This is a genomic window from Erythrobacter sp. (assembly GCF_035194505.1).
GTDB lineage: Bacteria > Pseudomonadota > Alphaproteobacteria > Sphingomonadales > Sphingomonadaceae > Erythrobacter.
Genome location: NZ_CP136573.1, coordinates 2,943,166 through 2,969,481, shown reverse-complemented (window position 1 = coordinate 2,969,481; position 26,316 = coordinate 2,943,166). Strand labels below are relative to the sequence as shown.

Sequence of the window (26,316 nt, the reverse complement as noted above, 5' to 3'; positions counted from 1 at the left end):
GCCATGGGGCGGTTAGCTCAGTTGGTAGAGCATCTCGTTTACACCGAGAGGGTCAGCGGTTCGAGCCCGTTACCGCCCACCATGTCGCACAATCGGCCTGTGGCTTGTCCGGCAAATCCAGGCCTTGTGCAGCGCGCTACTGTGCCGCGCGCGAACGGGGCGTCTGCACGAGCAGCACGGCGCCCTCGATCTGCGTGACAATTTTGACACATTTTGTCGTCCAGATACGTCCACACCCTATCTGCAAGTTTCTTTAGCTTGGAATATTGCGTCCTTTTCGCCAAAGTGCCCCCTTCAACGAGGGGAAAAGGCTTTTTATGAAATCGTCTCTGATCACGCGCACCAATCGCGTTGGCCTGATGGTCAGCGTCGCGCTCGGCGCTATTGTTTCGTCGCATCCGGCTCTGGCGCAGGACGCCGCCACCGACGAACCCGCCACCGCAGAAACGCCCGCGGACCAGCCTGAAGGCTCGGTGATCGTCACCGGTTCGCGCATCAAGTCGGTCACGCCTTTCAACAGCCCCGATCCGATCGCCGTGCTCGATCCGGAAGTCGCCAAGAAGGAAGGCCGCACCGATCTCGCGAGCACCCTGCAGGGCTCCTCGATCGCTGCCGGTTCGACCCAGGTGACCGCGGCGCTTTCGTCCAACTTCGTCACCAATGGTGGCCCGGGCGCACAGACCATCGACCTTCGCGGTCTCGGCGCCAACCGCACGCTGGTGTTGCTGAACGGCCGCCGTGCAGGGCCCGCCGGTACCCGTGGCGGCGTGTCGTCCTTCGACCTGAACGTGCTGCCGCTGTCGATCGTCACCGACATCCAGATCCTCAAGACCGGTGCCTCGTCGGTCTATGGTTCGGACGCGGTCGCGGGCGTGGTGAACATCTTCACCAAGAACAAGCTCGACGGCCTCACGCTCGATCTCAACACCTCGCTGCCGTTCGATCCCGGCGGCGAAAACTACCGGATCAGCGCTGCCTGGGGCAAGGTCTTCGATCGCGGCCACATCCTGATCGCGGGCGACTACACCAAGACCGAGGAACTGGCGCGCGGTGATCGCGCCTATCTGGCGTGCCCTGAAGCCTACATCTTCGATCAGAACGGGGCTCGCGCTGACCTGATCGATCCGCGCACCGGCCAGCCGCACTGCGAAGACCTGCGCTGGGGCCACATGTGGACCTACAACCTGATCGACAACCTGCGGCTTGATGGCCCGGGCGGCCCCAACACCGGGATCCAGACCACGCCGGGCGCGGTCAACCTGCTGCAGTTCCAATATCCCTCGGGCCCGGGCGCAGGCGCGCTCGGCATTCCGGCGTTCGGTGCCCCGGCCTTCGCGGGCGACTTCGGTGCGCCCGCTGGCTGGTTCCCGACTGGCTACAACGCCGCCTCGATGGCGGTGCAGAACGCCTACCACCCCTTCGTGGAACAGCAGACGATCATCCCGGAAACCGACCTCTACACGGCCTATGCTGAGGGCGCCTTCGAGATTTCGAGCGCGGTCGAGGTGTTCGGCGAATTCCTGTTCAACCGCCGCAAGACCTACCAGAACGGCTGGCGTCAGTTCTGGAACTTCGGTTACACTGGCGATCTCTACGGCACGGGCGGCTTCGGCACGTCGTGGGCGCAGGGCTTCACCGGCGTCAACCTGCTGAGCCCGACCGGCATCACCGATCTGTCGGACAACAGCCAGAAGGTCGATTACTATCGCGGCGTTGCTGGCATCCGCGGCGACATCAGTTCCAAGGGTAACTGGAGCTATGATGTCCACACCCAGTACAGCCGCAGCATCGGCCGCTATCGCAGTCAACAGATTCTGCAGGACGTCTACGACACCGGCTATTTCCAGACCGCGTCCTGCGTCGGCACCACGACCCCGATTTCGGGCCGTCGCTGTATCGATCTGCCCTGGGCCGATCCGTTCTTCCTGCGTGGAGAACTGACCAACGAGCAGGCGAACTTCCTGACCGATTGGGAAGAAGGCCGCACACTCTACACCCAGAAGACCGCCGAAGCGATCGTCTCGGGCGAGCTGTTTAAGCTCCCCGGCGGCCCGCTCGCCGTGGCTTTCGGTGCCTCGATCCGTGAAGACAAGATCAATGACACGCCTGGTGCCATCACCCTTGCGGCCAACGCCTGGGGCGCATCAGCAAGCGGCATCACGGCCGGCAAGAGCATCACTTCTGAAGCCTTTGCCGAACTCAACATGCCCGTGCTGGCCGACAAGCCCTTCATCGAAGAGCTGAACATCTCGGCCGCCGCGCGCGTCACCAACGTCAAGGCTACCCGCGCCTCCGATGGCGTGGACAACAGCGACAATGGTAACTGGACCTACAAGCTGGGCCTTAACTGGACGGTGACCGACTGGCTGCGCTTCCGCGGCAGCTTCGGCACGTCCTACCGCGCACCGGCATTGTTCGAACAGTTCCTGGCTGACGAAACCAGCTTCGTCCCGCAAAACCGGATCGATCCTTGCGTCGCGTGGGGTGCAAACCTGGCGGCCGGGGCGATCTCGCAGACCCGCGCAAACAACTGCGCAGCTGACGGCATCCCCGCCACCTATGGCGGCGGCGGCATCAGCGCGACGATCATCTCGTCGGGCGGTCTCGGCATCCTCGAATCCGAAACCTCGGAAGCACTGGTCGTCGGCACGATCCTGACGCCGAGCGTGCCGTTCCTTCCGGATACCGACATCAGCATCGCGGTCGACTATTTCGACATCAAGGTCGAGGGCGAGATCTCGCAGCTCGGGGCGGGAACGATCCTGGCCGGTTGCTATGACTCGATCGCCTTCGCGACCGAACCGCTGTGCAATCTGTTCACCCGCGGCCAGAACGTCTCGGCCCCGTTCCAGATTGCCACGGTGCGCGATTCGTTCATCAACGTGTCGAGCCAGCAGAATTCGGGTATCGACCTGTCGGTCCGCATCGGTCAGGATCTGGGTTCGCTCGGTACCGTGTCGCTCACGGCGGACATGACCTGGCAGATCACGGATGATTCCCAGCTGCTTCCGACCTCGCCTGTGCTGAACGAAAACGGCTTTGTCGGCTCGCCCAAGTGGGTTGGCGATTTTCGCGCCAACTGGGCGCATCCCTCGGGCTTCAGCCTGTTCTACGGGATGAACGTGATTGGTTCGGCAAGCTCCCGGGAGCTGTTCGACCGCGGGAGGCCGACAGCTGGAGGCTGCCTGCGTTCCTTCAACAACCAGGGCACGGCTAACACGGCTGACGATCTGCCGATCTACGGGGTCTACTGCCCCGATCTGGATGTCCCTGCGACCTTCTACCACAACATGTCGGTCTCGAAGGAAATCTCAGATGGCCGCTTCACCATCACGGCGGGCGTGTCGAACCTGTTCGACACCCGTCCGCCGCGGGTTTCGGTGCTGAATGGCGGCAACATCTCCACGCTGGGCCCGGTGGCCGCCGCCTCGCAATATGACTTCGTGGGACGCCGGGCCTTCGTGAATTTCTCCGCGAAGTTCTGATCAACCCACGACTGACACGAGGAAGAGGCGGCATGGCAACATGCCGCCTCTTCTGTCATAAGCGCCTGCGGGAGGCCTGTTTTTCGCGATGCCAGAGATTTTCGTTCGTGCAGACACGCTGGATGCGGAAAATGCCCGCTTCGCGCAGACGCCCTTGCAAACCCCCGTCTTTCTCAATTCCGTGCCCAAGAGCGGCAGCCACCTCATGCGCAACATCCTGCGGATGTTCGTGCCGGTTGACCAACAATATGCGGCCGACTTCATCCAGTGGGGCAACCTGCCGCAGCACCGCCACGCCTTCGATCCGGCAAGCCCGCGCCTCAGCTGGGGCCACCTGTTCTTCGCCGATGCCTCGGTCGTCGAGACTTCGCACGCGCGCCGCATCATCCTTTATCGCGACCCCTATGACTGGGTGATCGCCCGCGCACGGTTCCTGCTGTCCGACCAGTTCTCCGGCAATGTCGAGCACCTGAAGCACGGCCAGATCACCGCCGACGAACTGCTGACGATGATGATCTTCGGCCTGCCCGCCAAGCTGCCCTCCTTGAACGATATCTACGAATTGAACGCGGTGGCATGGCTGGGCGCTCGGGCGCACATGCTGAAGCTCGAAGACCTGGTCGCCGCCGTGAAGGCGCTCGACACGCCTGAGGCCGAGACCTTCTTCGCAGGCCTGCTGGACGCTTGCGGCATCGCTATGCCTGCTGACTGGCGCGAACGCGTCAGGATCGGCAGTGATCCGGCGCAAAGCGGCACCGCGCGCGAAAACCTCACCGGGATTGCGCTCGATCTGCCCAAAGAACTCGGGCCCCGCCACAAGGCGCTCGTGGATTACCAAGCGCCCGGACTTCGGTCCGTGCTCGGCTATGTCTAGGCTGGCGGCACGATGAACACCAACACCGTCTCCACCCGGATCTTCCCGCGCCTTTCCGAAGCGATCCGGCTGCGCGAACGCGGCGAAAGCGACAGCGCGGCGCAGCTGCTGATCGCGCACTTGAGGGAACATCCCGATGAACCGCGCGGACTTGCCCAGCTGGGTTTCATCGCCGCCGAAACCGGCGCGCTGGGCCAGGCAGAACATTTCCTGCGCAAGGCCCTGACCCTGGGCGAGGACAGTGCCGAATTGAAGCGCACGCTCGCCTCGGTCTACAGCCAGCAGGAACGCCTGCAGGTCGCCGAAGCCTTTGCCAGCCGGTTGATCAACGAGGGCGGCGATCTGCAGCTGCGCGGCCTGCGCGCGAACCTGCTCGACCGCATGGGCCGCAGCGAGGAAGCGCTTGCGCTGCACCGGCAGCTGGTCGAGCAGACGCCCGACACGATCGGCAGCTGGCTCAACTACGGCTATGCCCTGCGCGCTGCGGGCGATGTGGAGGGCGCGATTGCCGCCTATCGCCGCGTCATTGCCATCGACGACGGCTATGGCGAGGCATGGTGGGGCCTGGCCGGGATCAAGCGCAAGGTGCTGACCGACGAGGACATCCCCGTCATGCAAGCCGCACTCGCCATCGCGGTGGACGAGCGCAACATCGCCCCGCTGCACTTTGCGCTCGGCCGGGCGTTCCATGATCGCAAGGACTTTGCCGCAGCCTTCCACCACTACTCGGAAGGCAACCGCATCCGCGCTGAAGCCATCGCCTATGACCGGCGCACACTGACCGAGGAAGTGGCCGAGGTCGAACGGCTCGCCACACCGGCCTTCATGCAGGCACTCAACGCGCGTCCGCTTGGCAGCGATCAGCCGGTCTTCATCATCTGCCTGCCGCGCTCGGGCTCGACCTTGCTCGAGCAGATGCTGGGCAGCCATTCGGACATCGAACCGGTGGGCGAGTTGCCCTATATCCCGGCGATCCTGCGCTCGTTCATGGAAATCACCGCGCGGCGCGCCAAGCTGTCGGTGCCGCAGGCGATCGCCGCGCTTTCGGACGAACAGGCCGCGATGCTGGGGCAGGACTATCTTGCCCGCGCCCGGCTGCACCGCAAGACCAACCGCCCGTTTTTCATCGACAAGCTGCCGCAGAACTGGAGCAATATCCTGTTCATCAAGCGGATTCTTCCGCAAGCGCGCTTCATCGACATCCGCCGCCCGCCGATGGACTGCTGCTTTTCGAACTTCTCGCAGTCCTTCACGGCGGCCCACGCTTCGTCCTTCGCGCTGGAGGATATCGGACAGTCCTATGTCGATTATGTGCGGCTGATGGCCCATTTCGATGGCGCCGCGCCGGGCATGATCCACCATATCAGCTACAGCGCACTGGTGGAGGATACGGAGGCGACCTTGCGGCCCGCGCTCCAGTATCTCGGGCTCGAATGGGACGATGCGATCAGCTCGTTCCACAAGCTCGACCGCGTGGTGCGCACGCCGAGCAGCGAACAGGTACGCCGCCCGGTCAATCGCGACGGGATGGAGGTGTGGCGGCCCTATGCGCAGTGGCTGGGTCCGCTGCGCCGCGTGCTGGGCGATCTGGCCGAGGGCTGATCGCCCGCCGTCTCAGCCGCGCAAAGATACCGCGCGTGCGCCGCGGTCGACGCGCAGCCGCCCGCCGCCCCGCGCTGGCGGGTCTTCATGGATGAAGCCTTGCGTGGCCGGATCCTGCCATTGCCAGTCGGCCATCGGCGCACCTTCGAGCGAGAGCCAGCGGCCGTTTTCAGGGAAGCGGGTGTATTCTGCCAGCCGCGCGGTGCGGGCTGCGGCGAGCCCTGCGACATGGTCTTCCAGCGCAGCATCGCACCGCTCCCAGTCGATCGGCATATTCTGGCAGTAGGCGTTGTTGTTGCCTTGCTGGCTGCGCCCGAACTCGTCGCCTGCGGTAAGCATGATCGTGCCGGTCGAGGCGAACAGAGTCCCAAGCAGCGCGCGGGCATCGGCGGCGCGGCGGGCGATCACCAAGGGATCATCGCTCGGCCCCTCGGTGCCGCAATTCCACGAATGGTTCTCGCCATGGCCGTCGCGGTTGTCCTCGCCATTGGCGTGATTGTGGCGGTCTGCATAGGCGACCGTATCGGCGAGGGTGAATCCGTCATGCGCGGCGAGGAAATTGACGCTGCGGCAGTCTTGGCCGAACACATCGGATGACCCCGCGATCCTGGTGGCGACGTTGCCGACGGTCGCCTCGCCCTTCCAGAACCTGCGCACATCATCGCGGTAGCGATCATTCCATTCGAGCCAGTTCGCCGGAAAGCGCCCGAGCTGGTAGCCGCCAGGCCCGATGTCCCAAGGCTCGGCAATCATCACGCGGTCAGCCAATCGGGGCTCGGCGGCGAGCTCGGCGAAGATCGGGGCCTGAGGATCGAAGCCCGGTCCGCGTGCCAGCACCGGGGCGAGGTCGAAGCGGAAGCCGTCGATCCCGCAATGCCGCACAAAATGCACAAGGCTGTCGATCATCAGCCGCCGCACCGCCGGATTGGCGAAATCGAGCGTGTTGCCGCAACCCGTATCATTGATCAGCCTGCCGTCGGGCGCTGTGGCATAGGCAGCCGGATCCAGCCCGCGCAGGCACAGCGTGCCGCCGTGCACATCGCTCTCGCCGGTATGATTGAAGACGAGATCGAGGATCACGCCGATCCCGTCTTCGTGCAGCGCCGCCACCGTCTCGCGCAGCTCGGCCACGCCCCCCGGACACAGGCCGGGATCGAGCGCCATCGGAGCGACCGGATTATAGCCCCAGTGGTTCGCCAGCCCCAGCGGCGGCAGGTGCCGCTCGTCGATCCAGGCGATGACCGGCATCAGTTCGACCGCGCTCACGTGCAGCTTCCTGAGGTGCGCGATGATCGCAGGATGCGCCAGCGCGGCGACCGTGCCGCGGATCGCTGGCGGCACATCCGGGTGGAGCGCGGTGAAGCCTGCGACATTAAGCTCGTAGATCAGCCCGCCGCGCGCAAACCGGGGCGACTGATGGACGACTTCTGCCAGCGGTCCGGAAACAACGGCGCGCGGGACAAGATCGGCGGTGTCCTCGCCGAACACGCCAAGGCGGGGATGCTGGACGAAGCGGCGATCAAGCTCCAGCGCGCGAGGATCGACCAGCAGCTTGGCGGGATCGAACCACAGGCCCTGCGCGGGATCATAGGTGCCATGGGCTCGGTAGCCGTAAGATGAGCCGGACAAATCGCCCGGCACCTCGGCCACCCAGGTCTCGCCGACGCGGGTCATCGGCCGACGGGTTTCGGCCGCCCCGTCAAACAGGCACAGGTCAAGCGCCTCGGCCAGCGGGGCGCGCACAGCGAAGCGGGTGATGCCGCCCGCAAGCTGCGCACCGAGCCCTGGTGTCACGTCACCACATCAGGCGCGGTGCGACCCGTATGCGCAGCGATACCCGCAATAGCCTCGGCGGCAGCGATCAGATCGGCCAGCATTGCCGGGGTCTCGGCATCGAGCACGCCGTCCGCTGCCTCGTAGCGTTCGAGATAGACCCGCAAGGTCGCGCCCTCGGTGCCCGTGCCGGACAGGCGGAAGACGATCCGCGAACCGCAGGCGAACATCACCCGGACGCCCTGCTTGTTGCTCACCGAGCCATCGACAGGATCGGTATAAGCGAACTGATCCGCCGCCGCGACTGTCAGCGGGCCGAAGCTTTGCCCGGTCAGGCCCGCAAGCGAGGCCTCCAGCTCTGTCATCAGCGCGTTCGCTTTCGCGCTCTCGATCGCCTCGTAATCGTGGCGCGCGTAGTAATTGCGTCCGAACCGCGCCCAATGCTCCGCAGCAATCTGCAGCACCGGCTTGCCTGTCACGGCGAGGATGTTGAGCCACAGCAGCACCGCCCACAGCCCGTCCTTCTCGCGCACGTGATCGCTGCCGGTGCCCGCGCTTTCCTCGCCGCAGATCGTCGCACGTCCGGCATCAAGCAGCGTGCCGAAGAACTTCCAGCCCGTCGGCGTCTCCCACAGGGGAATGCCGAGTACTTCGGCCACCTTGTCTGCCGCAGTGCTGGTCGGCATCGACCGGGCAATGCCCTTGAGCCCGCCAGAATAGGCGGGCGTGAGGTGGGCGTTGGCCGCCAGCATCGCCAGCGAATCCGACGGCGTGATGAACACGCCCTTCCCGATGATGAGATTGCGATCCCCGTCCCCGTCAGATGCCGCGCCGATGGTCGGAGCGTCGGGCGCCATCATCAGACTGTAAAGCTCTGCTGCATGGACGAGATTGGGATCGGGATGATGCCCGCCGAAATCCTCCAGCGGTTCGCCGCCCCGAACGGTCCCTGCCGGAAATCCGAGCCTGCCTTCGAGGATGTCCCGTGCATAGGGCCCGGTCACCGCGTGCATCGCATCGAAGGCCATGGTCAGTACACCGTCGGCCACGGCTGCCCGGATCGCGGCGAAATCGAACAATTCCTCCATCAGATCGGCATAGTCTTCGACGGAATCGATCACCTCGACCGCCATGTCGCCAACCCGCGAGGTGCCCACCTGATCGAGATCGACCTCCACGCCGCCTTCTACCATCAGCCAGCGGTCGATCGTCTGCGTGCGGGCGTAGATCGCATCGGTCACGGCCTCGGGCGCTGGGCCACCATTGGCGATGTTGTACTTGATGCCGAAGTCTTCCTCCGGCCCGCCGGGGTTGTGGCTGGCCGAAAGGATCAGCCCGCCACTCGCGCCATATGTGCGGATCACATGGCTCGCTGCCGGGGTCGAAAGGATGCCGCCCCTGCCCACCAGCACGCGGGCATAGCCGTTTGCGGCGGCCATGCGGATCGCCCGCGCGATTACGGTGCGGTTATGAAAACGCCCGTCGCCACCGATCACCAGTGTCGATCCGGCGGGGCGCTCGGCCACGTCAAACACCGACTGGATGAAGTTTTCGGCATAGCCCGGCTGCTGGAACACCCGCACCTTCTTGCGCAGGCCCGATGTGCCCGGCTTCTGCCCGTCGAAGGGCGTGGTGGCGAAAGTGGTAATCATCCCTGTTCCTCAAGCAATTGGCGGTAGAGCGCAGCATAGGCCGCACCGCTGGCGTCCCACGAAAAGTCGGCCTTCATCCCGTTGGTCTGGAGCCGTTTCCATTCCGCCGGGCGGTGATAGAGCGCGCAGGCACGGCTGATCGCCATGGCCAGAGCGCTGTCATTGACGGCGTTCATCTGGATGCCCGTGGCAACGCCTGCTGCCAGCGCCGCCGGATTGGCGTCGATCACCGTATCAGCCAGCCCGCCGGTGCGCGACACCACCGGCACGCAAGCATACGCAAGGCCATAAAGCTGGGTCAGGCCGCAGGGTTCGAAGCGGCTCGGGATCAGGATCGCATCGCCCCCGCCCTGCATCAGGTGCGAGAGGCCCTCGTCATAGCCGATCCGCACGCCGATGCGGGCCGGATGGCGTGCGGCAGCAGCGCGGAAGCGCGCCTCGATCTCGCCATCGCCCGCCCCCAGCAGCGCCAGCCGCCCGCCGATCCCGACGAGATGGTCAAGCACCTCGGCGAGCACGTCCATGCCCTTCTGCCAGGTCAGGCGGCTGACGACGATGAACAGCGGGCCATCACCCCTTTCAAGCCCGAAGGCCTGTTCGATCGCGCGCTTGTTCTTGCTGCGACCCGCCCGCCTGGCAGCGGTGAAATGGGCCGCCAGATGCGGATCGCTCGCCGGATTCCATTCCCGCGTGTCGATCCCGTTCAGGATGCCGTGGACGCGATTGGATCGGGCCAGCACCAACCCTTCGAGCCCCATGCCGAACTCGTGTGAGCGGATCTCGCCCGCATAGGTCGGGCTGACGGTGGTGATCGCATCGGCAAACTGCATCCCGGCCTTGAGAAAGCCGACCCCGCCGTAGCTTTCGACCCCGTCCACTGTCCACGCTGACGCGGGAAGGCCGAGATGCGCGAAAATGTCGGCCGGATAGTAGCCCTGAAACGCCATGTTGTGGATGGTGATGACGCTCGGCACAGCACACCCGCCCGTCGGCGGCGCGAGGCGCAGATAGGCCGGCACCAGGCCCGCCTGCCAGTCATGGACGTGCGCCAGATCGAAGCCGCGCCCCTTCACTGCTCCGCCCGCAATATCGGCAGCCGCGCGGGCAAAGGCGGCAAAGCGGCGCCAGTTATCGTCCCAGTCGCGCCCGCTCGCATCGCCATAGGGCCCGCCCTCGCGATTGAAGAGCGCCGGCGCATCAAGCACCAGCAGCGCATGTTCCCCCAGCTTGGCGGCCAGCAGCCGCGCAGGCGAGCCGAGCAGCGCATCCCACTTGTGCACGGCCTTGGCCTTCCCGATCTTCGCCAGCACAGCCGGATAGCCGGGGACGAGGGTCGTCACGTCCACGCCGTGGGCAGCGAGCGCGCCCGGCAGCGCACCCGCCACATCAGCCAGCCCCCCGGTTTTGATCAGCGGGGCAGCCTCGGACGCGACCGAGAGGACTTTCAGGCCCATGCCCTAAAGGCGCGCCATCATGTCGCGGGTGACCAGCACCACGCCCTTTTCCGAGACCCGGAACCGGCGCGCGTCAAGCTCGGGATCCTCGCCGATGACCATGCCTTCCGGGATGCGCACGCCGGAATCGATGATCACCCGGTTGAGCCGCGCCCCGCGTCCGATGTTGCAATAGGGCAGGATCACAGCCTCGCGCACATCGGAATAGCTGCCGATCTTGACACCGGTGAACAGCAGGCTGCGCCGCACTTCGCTGCCAGAGACGATGCAGTCGCCCGACACCAGAGAGGATACCGCAAAGCCGCGCCGCCCGTCCTCGTCATGGACGAACTTGGCAGGCGCTGCGACCACGGCATCGGTCCAGATCGGCCAGTCGCGGTCATAGAGATTGAGCTTGGGCACCGTGTCGGTGAGATCGAGATTGGCTTCGAAATAGGCATCCAGCGTGCCGACATCGCGCCAGTATTCCTCGATCTCCTCGGCAGCGCGGATGCAGCTGTTGGTGAAGCGGTGGGCGACGGCTTTGCCGTGCTTGACGATGTAGGGGATGATGTCCCCGCCGAAATCGCGCTTGGAAGCGGGATCATCGGCATCGCGCCGCAACTGTTCGAACAGGAATTCGGTGTTGAAGACATAGATCCCCATCGAAGCCAGCGCCATGCCCTCGTTGCCGGGAATGCCGGGCGGGTCCTTGGGCTTCTCGACAAAGGCGGTGATGGTGTCGTTCGCGTCGACCTGCATGACGCCAAAGCCGGTCGCCTCCATGCGCGGCACGACAAGGCAACCGACCGTCACATCGGCGCCGGAATTGACGTGCTGTTGCAGCATCAATTCGTAGTCCATCTTGTAGATGTGATCGCCCGCCAGGATCACCATGTACTTGGGCGCGAGGCTGGCGATGATGTCCATGTTCTGGAACACCGCATCGGCCGTGCCTTCGTACCACTGGTTTTCCGAGACGCGCTGGCTGGCAGGCAGAATGTCGAAGCTTTCGTTACGTTCGGGGCGCAGGAAGGTCCACGCGCGCTGCATGTGGCGGATCAGCGAGTGCGCCTTGTACTGCGTTGCGACGCCGATGCGGCGGATGCCGGAATTGATCGCGTTCGACAGGGCAAAGTCGATGATGCGCGACTTGCCGCCGAAATAGACCGCCGGCTTGGCGCGCCGGTCCGTCAGTTCCATCAACCGGCTGCCGCGCCCGCCTGCCAGCACATAAGCCATGGCGTCACGCGCCAGCGGCCTTCCCGAAGTCACCTCTCTCATCCCGACGTCTCCCCTTGTCCGGTGTCTTGTTCCGTTTAGCCTAACCTTCGAATTGCAGCATTATCGTGGCGAGTGGCGGCAACACGATGTGTGCAGCGCCATCGCGGGCCTCGACGCGGCCAAGATTGCCCTGACCGCTTCCACCATAGATCTCCGCATCGCTATTGAGCACTTCGGCCCATGCCCCGTCATGCGGTAGCGGCACGCGGTAGGCCGTGTGCAGCGCCGGGGTCATGTTAGAAATCACCGCCACCGGAGCCGCGCCCGGCGCCATACGCACCCAGGCGAAGACCGAGTTGTCGGCATCATCCGCGATCAGCCATGCAAAGCCCTCGCCCTCGCAATCACGTGCATGGAGCGCGGGGGTTTCGCGGTAGAGGCGGTTCAGGTCGCAGATCAGCCGCGCGACGCCGCGATGCGCGGGCGCGTCCATCAGCTCCCAGTCAAGCGCGCGCTCCTCGCTCCATTCGCGGCGCTGGGCAAACTCCTGTCCCATGAACAGCAGCTTCTTGCCGGGATAGCCCCACATCATCGCATAGTAGGCACGCAGGTTGGCGAATTGCTGCCAGTCATCACCACTCATCTTGCCCAGGATCGTGCCCTTGCCGTGCACCACCTCGTCATGGCTCAAAGGCAGGACGAAATTCTCGGAGAAGGCATAGACGAGCCCGAAGGTGATCTCGTTGTGGTGGTATTTGCGGTGCACCGGATCGCGCGCCATGTACTGGAGAGTGTCGTGCATGAAGCCCATGTTCCACTTGAACCCGAAGCCCAATGCGGTGCGCGGGCCTTCGTCAAAGGCGGGTTGCGAAACGCCCGGCCATGAGGTCGATTCCTCGGCAATCGTCATGACTCCCGCATGGGTGCCATAGAGCGCGCGGTTGGTCGCGCGCATGAATTCGACCGCTTCCCAGTTCTCGCGCCCACCCTCGGCGTTGGGGATCCATTCTCCCTCTTTGCGCGAGTAATCACGGTAGAGCATCGAGGCGACCGCATCCACACGAAGGCCATCGACATGATACTGCTCTGCCCAGAACAGCGCATTGTTGACCAGGAAAGAGCGCACTTCCTTGCGCCCGAAATTGTAGATCGCGGTGTTCCAGTCGGGGTGAAAGCCCAAGCGCGGGTCTTCGTGTTCGTAGAGCGCGGTGCCGTCGAAACGGGCAAGGCCATGCTCGTCGACCGGAAAATGCGCCGGCACCCAGTCGATCAGCACGCCGATCCCGGCGCGGTGGGCGCCGTCAACGAAGCGGGCAAAGCCCTCCACATCGCCAAAGCGGGCCGAGGGGGCGTAAAGCCCGGTGGTCTGGTAGCCCCAGCTCGGATCATAGGGATGTTCGGAGACGGGCAGGAACTCGATATGGGTAAAGCCCATTTCGGCCACGTAGGGGATCAGCCGCGCGGCCAGTTCGTCCCAGTCGAGGAACCAGCCATCATCGCGACGCTGCCATGAGCCGGGGTGGACTTCGTAGATCGATATGGCCTCGCGCCGGGGATCGACGCTGGCCCAGTGGGCACGGTGGGCAGAGTCGCCCCATTCGCGCTTGCCGGGCCGCGCGACGATGCTGGCGGTCCTGGGGCGCAGCTCGCTGGCGAAGGCGAAGGGATCGGCCTTCAGCGGCTGGACCGTGCCGTCAGGCCCGGTGATGCGATATTTGTAGGCCGCGCCTTCGCCGATGTCGGGGATGAAGATTTCCCACACGCCGATATCGACACGGCGGCGCAGCATATGCGCAGCCCCGTTCCAGCCGTTGAAATCGCCGACAAGGTTTACGCTGCGGGCATTGGGCGCCCAGACGGCGAAGTGCACGCCCGTGCAGCCCTGATGTTCGATCACATGCGCGCCGAGCTTGTCGAACAGCCGAAGATGCGTGCCCTCGGCGATCAGGAAATCGTCCATCGGCCCCAGAACGGGGCCGAAGCTGTAGGGATCGGTCACCCACCATTCGTGGCCGTTCCCCTTGCAATGGTAACGCACCGGCTTGGGCTTGCCCCGCAGCAGCCCCTCGAACAGCGGGCCATCGACGCGGGTCATCTTGCCGAGGCGCCCACCCTTGAGCGAGAAAGCCTCGGCGGTTTCGGCACCGTGCAGGATCGCGCGGGCAAAGGTCCCTGCCGGGCCGTCATGCGGGCCGAGCAGCGAGAAGGGATCGGCGTGCGATCCGTCCATCAGCGCGGCGATGGCCTCGGCCGGGGGTTTCACATCACGCCCCAGATCTCGCGCGCATATTCGCTGATGGTGCGATCGGAGGAGAACCAGCCGACATTGGCGATGTTCATGATCGCCGACTTGCGCCACGCGGGCCTGTCGCACCAGCGCTGTTCAACCTCGCGCTGGGCCGCGGCATAGGCGTCAAAATCGGCCGCCACCATGAACCAGTCGGAATTGTAGAGCGCATCCATCAGCCCCTGATAGCGGGTCGGCTCGTCAGGGCTATAGACCCCGCTGGCGATCGAATGGATCGCCTGGGCCAGTTCGCTCGAACCCTCGATCACTTCGCGCGGGGAATAGCCCCCGGCACGCTTGGCAGCGACCTCCTCAGCGGTGAGGCCGAAGATCACGATATTCTCGGTGCCAACCCGCTCCATGATCTCGATATTGGCCCCGTCGAGCGTGCCGATGGTGAGCGCGCCGTTGAAGGCGAACTTCATGTTGCCGGTGCCCGAAGCTTCCATACCGGCGGTGGAAATCTGCTCGCTAAGGTCAGCGGCCGGAATGATCCGCTCGGCCAGGCTGACATTGTAGTTCGGGACGAACACCACCTTCAGCAATTCGCCCACGGAAGGATCGGAATTGATCCGCCGGGCGATGTCATTGGCCAGTTTGATGATCAGCTTGGCGTTGTGATAGGTCGGCGCAGCCTTGCCGCCGAAGATCTTCACGCGCGGCACCCAGTCGCGTTCGGGATGGCTGCGGATCTGGTCATAGAGCGCCACCGTCTCGATCAGGTTGAGCAGCTGGCGCTTGTATTCGTGGATGCGTTTGATCTGCACGTCGAACAGCGCATCGGCGTCAAGCCGCAGCCCCGTCAGCTCGCGCAAATGATTGGCCAGATCGACCTTGTTGGCGCGCTTCACCTCGTCGACCCGCTCGCCCAGCGCCTTGTCGCCCGCCATCGCGGCAAGGCTCGCCAGCTGCTCGGCATCGGCCTTGAACCCGTCACCGATCGCCTCGCGGATGAGGCCGGTCAGGCGCGGGTTCGACTGGTGAAGCCAGCGCCGCGGGGTGACGCCGTTGGTCTTGTTGTTGATCCGCGCCGGATAGAGCTTGTGCAGATCGGCGAACACGGTCTGCTTCATCAGTTCAGTGTGGAGCGCTGCCACCCCGTTCACAGAATGCGCGCCCACGAAAGCGAGGTTCGCCATCCGCACGCGCCGCTCGCCATGCTCGTCGATCAGCGAGATCGCGGCAATCGAGGCATCTTCCAGCCCGGCCTTGCGCGCCTCGCGCAGCACCTTGGCGTTGATGGTGTAGACGATCTGCATGTGGCGCGGCAGCAGCCGCTCGAACAGCGGCAGCGGCCAGCTTTCAAGCGCCTCGGGCAGCAGGGTGTGGTTGGTATAGGCAATCGTGCCGCGGGTTATGTCCCACGCCTCGTCAAAGGCGAGGTGGTGATCGTCCATCAGCAGCCGCATCAACTCGGCCACCGCCACCGACGGGTGGGTGTCGTTCAGCTGGATCGCCGCCTTTTCCGGCAGGCTGCGCACATCGCCGAAATACTGGATATGGCGGCGCACGATGTCCTGGATGCTTGCGCTGGAGAAGAAGAACTCCTGCCGCAGGCGCAATTCCTGCCCCGCCGGGGTCGAATCCGCCGGATAGAGCACCCGTACCAGACTGTCGGCCCGAACCTGCGCAGCGAGCGCGCCCGCGTGATCGCCGGCGTTGAAGGCAGCGAGCTGGATCGGATCGACCGCATTGGCATTCCACAGCCGCAGGGTGTTGACCCGCTTGCCCTGCCAGCCGACCACCGGGGTATCGAAGGCGGTCGCCTCGATCTTTTCGCCCGGAACCCAGCGGATCGCCCCGCCCTCGCTTACCACCTCGCCGCCGAAGCCGATGGTGTAGGCGCTCTCCCGCCGCTCGAACTCCCACGGATTGCCGTGGGCGAGCCAGGTTTCGGGCAGTTCGATCTGCCAACCATCGTCGATGCGCTGGCGGAACATGCCGTTGATGTAGCGAATGCCATAGCCAGCGGCGGCGATGTCGAGGCTGGCGAGGCTCTCCATGAAGCACGCCGCAAGCCGCCCGAGCCCGCCATTGCCGAGCGCGGCATCGGGTTCGAGTTCCTCCAGCGGCGCCAGATCGAGCCCGTGTTCGCGCAGCGCCTGCTCCATCTCGCGCGTACTGCCGAGGTTCGAGAGTGCATCGCGCAGCAGGCGGCCGATCAGGAATTCGAGGCTGAGATAATAGACCCGCTTGCCCTCGGCCTCATGGGTGCGGTCGGTCGAGGCGAACCAGTTGTCGATGATGTCATCGCGCATGGCGAGCACAGCGGCATTGTACCAGTCATGCGGCTTGGCCGCGCGTTCGGTCTTGCCGACGCGGTGATGCAAGGCGTCGAGAATGCGCGCTTCGAGCGTAGCCGCCTTGCCGGTCAGGCTGCCATTCGAGCTGTTCGTCATGCTTTGCGCACTCCCCTTTGAAGCCTGACAGGATCGAACCGCGAGAACAGCGCCCCCCGCCTCTGTCAAACACACCCTAGCCAGTTGCAACCGCGTGCAGCAATCAGTCAGATGCCGTGACAGTCGTATTCATGCGGGAAAGATGCCCGCAAAGCGCTTGCCAGCGGGGCTTTGGCGAAGGATGCGCTGGGAAAGCGAAGGGAGGCCGCAATGGAGCAACTGCACGCGCTGGCCCATGCTTGCGGGTTGAGCCGCGACTGGACGGATGTCGAAGGGCGTCAGCAGCGTGTCGCGGACGATGCGCTCGTTGCCTTGATTGCCGCGCTCGGCCATGAGGCAGGCAGCGAAGCCCGGATCGCGCGCAGCCTTGCTGCGGTGGCGGAACGGCGCATGGGTTTGCCGGCGATGCTGGTGGCCGATGCCGGGGCCAGCATCCCTCTGCCGATTGCCGCCAACCGCGCCGAGATCACTGGCGAAGACGGCATCACCCGGCCCTTGGCCGTCACCGGCAACCAGCTTCAGGTGACAGCGCCGCCGGGATATTACGATCTTATTCTGGATGGTCATGCGCTGAAGCTCGCGGTTGCGCCGCCAGCATGTCCCCTGCCAGCGCAGGATCAGCGCCGTCCGTGGGGCGTATCGCTCCAGATCCCCTCCTTGCGGGGAGAACAGCCCACCCCCTTTGGCACCTTCGCAGACCTTGCTGAGGCCGCGCGTGCGCTTGGCGCGGCGGGCGGGGATGCATTGGCGATCAATCCGGTGCATGCCCTGTTTCCCGGCCATGGCGAGAATTTCAGTCCCTATTCGCCGTCGAGCCGCCTGTTCCTCAACGGAGCGATGGGAGATCCGGCGCTAGCAGGCCTGCCGCCGCTACCACCGGCAGGCGATGCCAGAGATCTGATCGACTGGCCTGCCGCCATGCCACGGTGTCTTGCCGAATTGCGGACAGTCTTTGCGGCGCTCGATCCTGCGCGGCGCGCGGCGATTGCCGCAGAGGGCGATGCCATGCTGCATCGACACGCGCTGTTCGATGCGCTCGATTGCCACTTCCGCCCGCAAGGCGCACATGGCTGGCAGGGCTGGCCCGCCGCCTTCCACGATCCGAATGGTGCCGCAGCGCGGCGCTTTGCTGCCGAACACCCCGAGGAGATCGCCTTCCACCTCTTCGTGCAATGGCTCGCACGGCAGGGTCTGGAAGCCGCGCAGACGGCGGCCCGCAAGGCTGGCATGGGGATCGGCCTGATCGCGGATCTCGCAGTCGGGGTCGATCCGGCGGGCAGCGATGCATGGTCGCTGCGCCATGCGATGCTGGACGGGCTCACCATCGGCGCGCCGCCCGACCCGCTTGGGCCGCTCGGGCAGAACTGGTCGATCACCGGCTTTTCGCCCGATGGCCTGCGCGACACCGGCTACGCCCCGTGGATAGCGATGATCCGCGCAGGCCTTTCGGTGGGCGGCGGCCTCAGGATCGATCACGCCTTCGGCCTGGCGCGGCTCTGGGTCATCCCGGAAGGCGGCGCGACGTCCGATGGTGCCTACCTCTCCTTCCCGTTCGAGGATCTCGTGCGCCTCACCGCGCTCGAAGCGCACCGCGCCAATGCGCTGGTGATCGCCGAGGATCTCGGCACCGCGCCCTTCGGCTTTACCCAGGCCGTCACGGACAGGCGGATGCTGGGGATGCGCGTCTTGTGGTTCGAACGCGCCGAGGATCACGGCTTCGTCGGTGCACAGGATTACGAGCCGCTCAGCACCGCGATGAGCGGGACGCATGACACGGTGACAGTCGCCGGCTGGTGGCGCGGGCGCGATCTCGACTGGGCCGAAGAGCTTGGCCGCCTGCCTGAAAACATTGGCCGCTCGGAAGCCGAAGCGATCCGCGAATGGGACCGCGGATTGCTCTGGTCGACCTTGAACCACCACGCCCCTCGCCCCGCGGCCGATGACCCGGACCCGGTGGTCGACGCTGCCATCGCCCATATCGCCCGCACGCCCTCCTGCCTCGCGCTGGTTTCGTTGGAGGACATGCTGGGTCTGGATGAGCAGCCCAACCTGCCCGGTACTGTCGACGTCCACCCCAACTGGCGCCGCCGGATAGCCACATCAGCGGCCCGGATGCTGGAAGACACCCATGTCCAGCGCCGCTGCGCGATCCTCAGGCAGGCGCGGAAGGGGCTCGAACCGCCAGAATAGCCCGTAGCCAGCCTATCGGGTGGCAAGGCTCTCGCGGATCATCGCGATTGCTGCCGGGCTGTCCCATTCATAACCGCCCGCTACGCGCAGCACTTCCTTGCCCTTGGCATCGAACAGGATGGTCAGCGGCAATGCGCCCTCGGGCGTGAACTGGGCCGACATGGTGGTATCGGGATCAAGCCAGGGTTCGAGCCGGACGAAACCCTTCTCGGCAAAGAACGGAGAGACGGTCTCGGCTCCGCGCAGGTCCTGGCTGATGGTGATCACCCGCACCTCGCCCTCAAGCTCGCCCGCAAGGGCATCAAGCTGCGGCATCTCGATCACGCAGGGGCCGCACCATGTCGCCCACAGATTGATCAGCACCGGCCCGTCCTGCGCGCCCAGATCGAGCGCATTGCCCGCCGGATCCTTGAAGGTGAGCGCGGGGAGCGGGGTGCCGGCAAACTTGCGGTCCACCACGCCCGCTGCCGCTTTTGCATTGTCTTGCGCCGCCTCGCCCGGTTGCGCTGGCGCCCCTGCAGGCCTATCGCATCCTGCCAGCAGCAGCAGCGGTATTGCAAGAATGAGCGAAGAGCGGGACATGACAGGCTCCGAAGAAAAGGCGGCCAACGCGATGTGGGGCGGGCGCTTCGCTGCCGGCCCTAGCGCGATCATGCGCGAAATCAACGCCTCGATCCCGTTCGACAAGGCGCTGTGGCAGCAGGACATCACCGCATCCAAAGCGCATGTCGCGATGCTGGGTGCACAGGGCATCATCGCCGCCGAGGATGCCGCTACGATCAGCGCCGGGCTCGATCAGGTCGCGGCCGAATATGCCGCCCATGGCGTGCCCGAGAACTGGGACCTCGAGGACATCCACATGACCACCGAGGCGCGGCTGGCCGAGCTGATCGGCCCGGTCGCCGGTCGCCTCCACACCGCGCGCAGCCGCAATGATCAGGTGGCGACCGATTTCCGCCTGTGGGTGCGCGATGGCTTTGCTCAGATGGATGAAGGCCTCGCCGCGCTACAATGCGCGCTGGTGGCCCGTGCGGGCGAGCATGCGGACAGCATCATGCCCGGCTTCACCCATCTCCAGACCGCGCAGCCGGTGACGCTCGGCCACCACCTGATGGCCTACTACGAGATGTTCCGCCGCGACCGGGCGCGGATCGCCGACGCGCGGGTGCGGATGAACGAATGTCCGCTCGGCTCGGCGGCGCTGGCAGGCACCGGCTTTCCCATCGATCGCGACATGACGGCGGCGGCGCTCGGGTTCGACCGCCCCACTGCCAATTCGCTCGACGCTGTGTCCGACCGCGATTTTGCGCTCGATTTCCTGTGGTGCTGCTCGTCGAGCGCGCTGCACCTGTCGCGCCTCGCCGAAGAGCTAATCCTGTGGGCGAGCCAGCCCTTCGGCTTCATCCGCCTGCCCGACACTCTCTCAACCGGCTCCTCGATCATGCCGCAGAAGAAGAACCCCGATGCCGCAGAACTGGTGCGCGGCCATTCGGGGCGGGTGATCGGCAGCCTCACCAGCCTGATGATCACCATGAAGGGGCTCCCGCTCGCCTATTCCAAGGACATGCAGGACGACAAGCCGCCGGTTTTCGAGGCCGCAGGACTGATGGCGCTCAGCATCGCGGCGATGACCGGAATGATCGCAGGCGCTTCGTTCAATACCGCCCGGATGCGCGCGGCGGCGGAACTGGGCTATGCTACCGCCACCGATCTTGCCGACTGGCTGGTGCGGGCGCGCGGCATTCCGTTCCGCGAGGCGCATCATATCACAGGCAGCGCGGTGAAGCTGGCGGAAAGCCGGGGGATTGCGCTTGATGCCCTGCCGCTGGCCGATCTTCAGGCCATTGATGCGCGGATCGATGACAGCGTCTATGCCGCGCTGTCGGTCGATGCTTCGGTGGCAGCGCGCGCGTCTTATGGCGGAACCGCACCCGATCAGGTCCGTTTGCAAGTGGCCCGTGCGCGGGCAGTGCTGGGGATGGAGGAATGATGCGTATCGTGATTGCCATTGCTGCCGCAGCGCTGCTGGCCGGCTGCGGTTCGCGCGCGCCGCTTACTCCGCCCGAAAGCGCGAGCCTGCCGGTCGCCCCGCATGGTGCCACCGCGCCGCCCAATGCCGATGAACTGCTGCGCCGCGATGCCCTCGCCGCGCCCGAACGCAGCGTAGAACTGCGCCGCCGCTCGGAAGAACGGCAGGACGACCCCTTCGATCTCCCCCCGGAATAAGACCCCGCTTCGTCATGGATCATTTTGCCCTCAGAAACGGCGTCATGCACGCCGAAGACGTGCCGCTGCCGCTGATTGCGGAGGAAGTCGGCACGCCCGTCTATGTCTATTCGCGCGCAACGCTGGAACGCCACGCCCGCGTCTTCCGCGAGGCGCTGGAGGGGGTGCAGGACAAGCTCATCGCCTTTGCCGTGAAGTCGAACCCCAACCTGGCCGTGCTGAAGGTGCTGGGCCAGCAAGGCATGGGCGCAGACGTCGTCTCGGTTGGCGAGATGCGCCGCGCGCTGGCGGCCGGGATTGCGCCGGAAATGATCGTCTTTTCGGGGGTGGGCAAGACCGCAGCCGAGATGGTCGCCGCACTCGATGCCAGGATCGGCCAGTTCAATATCGAGAGCGAGGAAGAGGGCGTCGAGCTGGCCGAAATCGCGGCGGCGCGCGGGATGACGGCGCAGTGCACCTTGCGCATCAATCCCGATGTTGATGCCGGCACCCATGACAAGATCTCGACCGGCAAGGCCGATAACAAGTTCGGCGTGCCGATCAGCGAGGCCGGGCAGATCTTCGGCACGCTGGCCAAGCTGCCCGGGGTCAACCTGCGCGGCGTGGCGGTACATATCGGCAGCCAGCTCGCCGATCTCGCCCCGCTGGAGACCGCATTCGAAAAGCTCGGCGCGCTGGTGACGGCGCTGCGCGGTGCGGGCCATACCATCACCCATGTCGACCTGGGCGGCGGGCTCGGCGTGCCTTACCGCGTTGGCGAAATCCTGCCGGAACCCGCCGCCTATGGCGCGATGGTCGCGCGGGTGACGAAGGACTGGGGCGTCAAGCTGATCTTCGAGCCGGGCCGGGTGATCGCTGGCAATGCCGGCGTCCTGCTGACCCGCGTGGTGCGGGTGAAGCGCGGGATCAAGGATCCTTTCGTGATCGTCGATGCGGCGATGAACGATCTTGCACGCCCGGCGCTCTACGGGGCCTATCACCACTTCGAGGCGGTCGAGCCCAAGGGCGCACAGATGACCGCGAACATCGTCGGCCCGATCTGCGAGACCGGCGATACCTTCGCCATGGGCCGGGAATGCGACGCGCTGGAAGCGGGCGATCTTGCCGTGTTCCGCACCGCGGGGGCTTACGGCGCGACCATGGCATCATCCTACAATTCGCGCGGCTTCGTGGCCGAAGTGCTGGTGGATGGCGACAGGTTCGCCGTGGTGGCCGACCGGATCGAGGCGGGCGCGATCATGGATGCCGAACGCGTGCCGGAATGGCTGGTTTGAGGCTCAGATGAGCCAGATCGCCAGCCTGCCCCTGTTCCACCAGATCGCCGGACAACAGGTGCTGGTACTGGGTGACGGGCCGGCGGCCGAACCCAAGCGACGGCTTGTCGAGCGCGCTGGCGGCGTGGTGGTGGACGATCTGCCCCGCGCGATCGATGAAGGCGTGCGGCTCGCGTTCATTGCCTATGATGATGGCAAGGCCTGCGAGGTCGCCGCGGTCAATGCGCGCTGCGCGGGGATGCTGGTCAATGTCGTTGACCGGCCCGAGCTGTGCGACTTCACCACGCCAAGCATCCTCGATCGTGATCCGCTGCTGATCGCGATCGGGACAGGCGGGGCTTCGGCGGGGCTTGCCAAGCATGTGCGGCTGCGGCTCGAACGGGTGCTGCCCGAGACGCTGGGGCTGCTGGCGCGCGCGCTGGAGGCTGCGCGGCCGGTCTTGCGCAAGCGCTTTACCGATGGTGCCGCGCGGCGGCGGGTGATCGATGCGGCGCTGGCTGAAGGTGGCCCGCTCGATCCGTTTGATCGCGATGCGCATGTGCGGGTTTCGGATTGGGCCGAGGGCGCCGCTCCGGCCCGAACGGGACAGGCAGCAGAACTGATCCTGACCAGTGCCGATCCTGAGGACCTCACGCTGCGACAGGCGCGCCTGCTGGGCGAGGCCGATGTGCTGCTGATCGACGGGCCGGTGCCGTCCGCCATTCTCGCCCGGGCGCGTGCCGATGCGGCGCGGGAGGCTTGGGACGGCGCGGCAGAGCCCGTCGCTGGCGACACTGGATTGACGGTGGTGCTGCGCTTCCGCCCCTCGGCCTAGGCGGCAAGCGTCATGGGGCTGCGCAGGCTGGCGAAGTTACCCGCCATCGCCGTCAGCGAGCGATCGCTGAGCGCGATGAAGGCGCGGCGCTTGTCGGCCGGATCGGGGACCCTCACGAAAATCCCGCTCTCCACCATCTGCGTGAGCCAGCGCAGCGCGGTGGTCGCCGGGACAGCCGCCGCGATGCACAGCGAGGTGACCGAGACCTGCGCCCCTTCACCATGCGCGGCTGTGAGATCGAGCAGCATGTCCCACGCCGGATCGCCGAACAGTTCCGCATCGAAAAAGCGCGCACGTGCCTGCCGGTTGGCAATCACCTGGCGCACCATGCGCGGATCGGGAAGCTGGGTCTGGCCAGAACCGGCAAGCACGGCAGGCGCGGGTTCCGTACTGCGCTTGTAACCGGAGATCAGCGTCGCCGCAGGGTGGCTCTGCTGCGCCAGCGGCTGGGTCATCCGGTCAAGCGACTGGGCAATCGCTTCGACCTGCTGTGACAGGCGCAGGAGGGCCAGCCGGTCTTCCTCCGACATCTCGCGCACCCGCGCGGCACCCGCCTCACCCATCACCCGGCCGACGGCAACCACACGCTCGGCCCGGCTGGGGGAAATCAGTATCTGCGGTGCGGATTGATCAAGCACTGCGAAGACATCATCGAGCCCCGCCATCGAGGTGGACACGATCAGCTTCGCGCCTGCGCGCGCCACCCGCATATCGAGCCTCGCAAGCCCCGCCAGCATCATCGCATCAAGCCCGCGGCTGCCGGTGACAGCGCAATCCACCATCACAACATCGCCCAGCAGCGCAATCGGCCCTTCAAGCAGAGCAGCGATGCTGCCACCATCGATCGTGCGGAACCCTGCCCCGCCAAGATCGGCTGCGATCTGATCACGCAAGGAAGCATTCTCGCCATAGATCGCAACGCGGGCGGGCAGACCGGCGCCATCCTGCGCGATGTCGTAGGAAAAATCGGCTTGGGGGGCAGCATTGATCAGCATCGACTCGACTCCAACAATGTTGGAACGAAACTAGAACAAAACAGGATCAGTTCAAGTAAATATGCGTATTACTGTCAGACCTCCCGCCCCGCCTCCCCACCCGGCCACCAATGATACCATAAGGCTATGGTGGCCGGGTGGGGAGGCTGGGCGGGAGGTCTGCGCGCGGCCGGCCGCGCCGCAAATCAAGGCCGGATTTCGATCACCGTGCCGTCCGGTACGATGCGCCACAGCTCTTCGATTTCCGCGTTGGAAAAGGCGATGCAGCCGTCGGTCCAGTCACCCGGCATCCGTCCGAAAGGCAAGGCATTGGGCTGGCCGTGGAGGAAGATATCGCCCCCGGGCGAGCGGCCATACTGCGCGGCATAGGCGCGGTCGGCAGGCGCAGGGTAGGAAACCTTCAGGCTCAGATGATAGGCGCTACCGGGATTGCGGCCTTCGATTACGTAGCGGCCTTCGGGCGTGCGCTCGTCGCCCTCGAAGCGCTTGTGGCCGACCGGCTGATCACCGAACTGCAAGTCCCGCCACGCCTTGACCGGCTGGCCGCCAGCATAGCCGATCATCAGCCGCTCGGACTTGTCGAACAACAGGTAATCGACATGGGTAAAGCTCGGGCGCGGCTCGATCCGCTGGACTTCGCGCGCCAGCGGCGGTTGCGCGGCGGGTGCCTCGGCCACCTTGGGCGGCGGATTGGCACAGGCGGCAAGAGCCAGCAGAGCAAGAGCGGCAAGACGCTTCATCAGCGCCGAGGATAACGCGCCCTGCCCCTTGCGATCAATCCACGAAAGGATCGCGCATCAGGATCGTGTCGTCACGCTCGGGCGAGGTCGAGACCAGCGCCACCGGACATTCGATCAATTCCTGGATGCGCTGGATGTACTTGATCGCATTCGCCGGAAGATCGGCGTAGGAGCGCGCGCCTGCAGTGCTCTGGCTCCAGCCTTCCATCTCTTCGTAGATCGGCTCGCATTCGGCCTGATCGGCGGCGTGGCTCGGAAGGTAGTCATAGACCTTCCCGTGCAGCCGATAACCGGTGCAGATCGCGACCTTCTCCAGCCCGTCGAGCACGTCGATCTTGGTGAGCGCGATGCCGGTGACACCCGAAATCGCGCAGGACTGGCGCACCAGCACCGCATCGAACCAGCCGACGCGGCGCTTGCGGCCGGTGACGGTTCCAAATTCATGGCCGCGCTCGCCGAGGCGCTGGCCGATGTCGTCCTCAAGCTCGGTCGGGAAAGGGCCGGAGCCGACGCGGGTGGTGTAGGCCTTGACGATGCCGAGCACGAAGCCGGTCGAATTGGGGCCGAGGCCGGAGCCCGACGCCGCGGTGCCGCTCACAGTGTTGGACGAGGTGACGAAGGGATAGGTGCCGTGATCGACATCGAGCAGCACGCCCTGCGCGCCCTCGAACAGGATCTTGGCGCCGGCGCGGCGCACCTTCTTGAGGCGCTTCCACACCGGCTGGGCAAACTTGAGCACAAAGGGGGCGATTTCGCGCAGTTCTTCGAGCAGGGCGGCGCGATCGACCGGCGGCTGGCCGAAGCCTGCGCGCAGCGCATCGTGATGCGCGCAGAGGCGATCGAGCTGAGGCTCCAACGTGTCGAGATGCGCCAGATCGCACACGCGGATCGCGCGGCGGCCAACCTTGTCCTCGTAAGCCGGACCGATGCCGCGGCCGGTGGTGCCGATCTTGCCCTTGCCCGCCGCGGTTTCGCGCAAGCCATCGAGATCACGGTGGAGCGGCAGGATCAGCGGGCAGTTATCCGCAATCGCGAGGTTCTCGTCGGTGATCGAGACCCCCTGCCCTTCCACCTTGGCGACCTCGTCACGCAAAGCCCAGGGATCCAGCACCACGCCGTTGCCGATCACCGACAGGGTGCCCGAAACGATGCCAGAGGGCAGTAGCGAAAGCTTGTAGGTCTTGCCGTCGATCACCAGCGTGTGGCCGGCATTGTGCCCGCCCTGGAAACGCACCACCACATCCGCGCGGCTGGCGAGCCAGTCGACGATCTTGCCCTTGCCCTCATCGCCCCACTGGGCGCCGATCACGGTGACGTTGGCCATTTCAATCCTTATCCGGTGGCGACA

Annotated in this window: 18 protein-coding genes and 1 tRNA gene; 9 read left to right on the top strand and 10 right to left on the bottom strand. The window is 65.5% G+C overall.

Features of this window, described 5'->3' with window-relative positions; all coding sequences use genetic code 11:
• The first annotated feature begins 6 nt into the window (after positions 1-6).
• The 4 genes from RSE14_RS14250 (at position 7) to RSE14_RS14235 (ending at position 5,961) form a co-directional block, all read left to right on the top strand.
• Positions 7-82 (top strand) — tRNA-Val (locus tag RSE14_RS14250).
• Positions 83-317: 235 nt separating this feature from the next.
• The gene (locus tag RSE14_RS14245) at positions 318-3,485 is read left to right on the top strand and encodes a TonB-dependent receptor domain-containing protein (RefSeq protein WP_324074766.1); all 3,168 of its coding nucleotides are present in this window, start codon (positions 318-320) and stop codon (positions 3,483-3,485) included.
• Positions 3,486-3,573: 88 nt separating this feature from the next.
• Positions 3,574-4,359 carry a hypothetical protein gene (locus tag RSE14_RS14240; protein WP_324074765.1) on the top strand — a complete coding sequence of 262 codons (786 nt, stop codon included), beginning with the start codon at positions 3,574-3,576 and terminating at the stop codon, positions 4,357-4,359.
• A gap of 12 nt (positions 4,360-4,371) precedes the next feature.
• Positions 4,372-5,961 carry a tetratricopeptide repeat-containing sulfotransferase family protein gene (locus RSE14_RS14235; protein ID WP_324074762.1) on the top strand — a complete coding sequence of 530 codons (1,590 nt, stop codon included), beginning with the start codon at positions 4,372-4,374 and terminating at the stop codon, positions 5,959-5,961.
• A gap of 12 nt (positions 5,962-5,973) precedes the next feature.
• On the opposite strand, the gene glgX is transcribed toward RSE14_RS14235, so the two are convergent.
• The 6 genes from glgX to RSE14_RS14205 are packed head-to-tail and all read right to left on the bottom strand — an operon-like array spanning position 5,974 to position 16,729.
• Positions 5,974-7,755 (bottom strand): glycogen debranching protein GlgX, encoded by a 1,782-nt coding sequence (glgX, locus tag RSE14_RS14230; RefSeq protein ID WP_324074760.1) that lies wholly within the window; start codon positions 7,753-7,755, stop codon positions 5,974-5,976.
• Positions 7,752-9,386, bottom strand: coding sequence for an alpha-D-glucose phosphate-specific phosphoglucomutase (locus RSE14_RS14225; protein ID WP_324074758.1), 1,635 nt, complete (start codon positions 9,384-9,386; stop codon positions 7,752-7,754). Before RSE14_RS14225 ends, glgX begins: the two co-directional genes overlap by 4 nt.
• A complete protein-coding gene (glgA, locus tag RSE14_RS14220) occupies positions 9,383-10,840 on the bottom strand; it encodes a glycogen synthase GlgA (RefSeq protein WP_324074756.1) in 1,458 nt (485 codons plus the stop codon). The genes RSE14_RS14225 and glgA overlap by 4 nt, the downstream gene beginning before the upstream one ends.
• Positions 10,841-10,843: 3 nt before the next feature.
• Positions 10,844-12,103, bottom strand: a complete 1,260-nt coding sequence (gene glgC, locus RSE14_RS14215) for a glucose-1-phosphate adenylyltransferase (RefSeq protein ID WP_324074754.1) — start codon at positions 12,101-12,103, stop codon at positions 10,844-10,846.
• Positions 12,104-12,143: 40 nt separating this feature from the next.
• Complete coding sequence (glgB, locus tag RSE14_RS14210; protein WP_324074752.1) at positions 12,144-14,306, bottom strand: 1,4-alpha-glucan branching protein GlgB; 2,163 nt, start codon at positions 14,304-14,306, stop codon at positions 12,144-12,146.
• The gene (locus RSE14_RS14205; RefSeq protein WP_324074750.1) at positions 14,303-16,729 is read right to left on the bottom strand and encodes a glycogen/starch/alpha-glucan phosphorylase; all 2,427 of its coding nucleotides are present in this window, start codon (positions 16,727-16,729) and stop codon (positions 14,303-14,305) included. Before RSE14_RS14205 ends, glgB begins: the two co-directional genes overlap by 4 nt.
• Before the next feature lie 210 nt (positions 16,730-16,939).
• Between RSE14_RS14205 and malQ the strand changes: the two genes are divergently transcribed.
• Positions 16,940-18,919, top strand: coding sequence for a 4-alpha-glucanotransferase (gene malQ, locus RSE14_RS14200; RefSeq protein WP_324074748.1), 1,980 nt, complete (start codon positions 16,940-16,942; stop codon positions 18,917-18,919).
• A 12-nt stretch (positions 18,920-18,931) separates the two neighbouring features.
• Here malQ and RSE14_RS14195 read toward each other — a convergent pair whose 3' ends face one another.
• The gene (locus tag RSE14_RS14195) at positions 18,932-19,378 is read right to left on the bottom strand and encodes a TlpA family protein disulfide reductase (RefSeq protein ID WP_324074746.1); all 447 of its coding nucleotides are present in this window, start codon (positions 19,376-19,378) and stop codon (positions 18,932-18,934) included.
• A gap of 154 nt (positions 19,379-19,532) precedes the next feature.
• Between RSE14_RS14195 and argH the strand changes: the two genes are divergently transcribed.
• From argH to RSE14_RS14175, 4 genes are read left to right on the top strand one after another with little or no spacing between them, the layout of a single operon-like run.
• A complete protein-coding gene (argH, locus tag RSE14_RS14190; RefSeq protein WP_416379385.1) occupies positions 19,533-20,909 on the top strand; it encodes an argininosuccinate lyase in 1,377 nt (458 codons plus the stop codon).
• The gene (locus RSE14_RS14185; RefSeq protein ID WP_324074742.1) at positions 20,906-21,145 is read left to right on the top strand and encodes a lipoprotein; all 240 of its coding nucleotides are present in this window, start codon (positions 20,906-20,908) and stop codon (positions 21,143-21,145) included. Before argH ends, RSE14_RS14185 begins: the two co-directional genes overlap by 4 nt.
• Before the next feature lie 14 nt (positions 21,146-21,159).
• A complete protein-coding gene (gene lysA, locus RSE14_RS14180) occupies positions 21,160-22,419 on the top strand; it encodes a diaminopimelate decarboxylase (protein WP_324074740.1) in 1,260 nt (419 codons plus the stop codon).
• Positions 22,420-22,426: 7 nt separating this feature from the next.
• The gene (locus RSE14_RS14175) at positions 22,427-23,233 is read left to right on the top strand and encodes a precorrin-2 dehydrogenase/sirohydrochlorin ferrochelatase family protein (RefSeq protein WP_324074738.1); all 807 of its coding nucleotides are present in this window, start codon (positions 22,427-22,429) and stop codon (positions 23,231-23,233) included.
• Here the strand turns inward: RSE14_RS14175 and RSE14_RS14170 are convergent.
• The 3 genes from RSE14_RS14170 to RSE14_RS14160 form a co-directional block, all read right to left on the bottom strand.
• A complete protein-coding gene (locus RSE14_RS14170) occupies positions 23,230-24,228 on the bottom strand; it encodes a MarR family transcriptional regulator (protein WP_324074735.1) in 999 nt (332 codons plus the stop codon). The two genes, RSE14_RS14175 and RSE14_RS14170, sit on opposite strands and share 4 nt — an antisense overlap.
• Before the next feature lie 185 nt (positions 24,229-24,413).
• Positions 24,414-24,968 carry a L,D-transpeptidase family protein gene (locus RSE14_RS14165; protein ID WP_324074734.1) on the bottom strand — a complete coding sequence of 185 codons (555 nt, stop codon included), beginning with the start codon at positions 24,966-24,968 and terminating at the stop codon, positions 24,414-24,416.
• A 34-nt stretch (positions 24,969-25,002) separates the two neighbouring features.
• Positions 25,003-26,292: an adenylosuccinate synthase gene (locus tag RSE14_RS14160; protein WP_324074732.1), complete on the bottom strand. Its 1,290-nt coding sequence runs from the start codon at positions 26,290-26,292 to the stop codon at positions 25,003-25,005.
• Between the last annotated feature and the right edge of the window lie 24 nt (positions 26,293-26,316).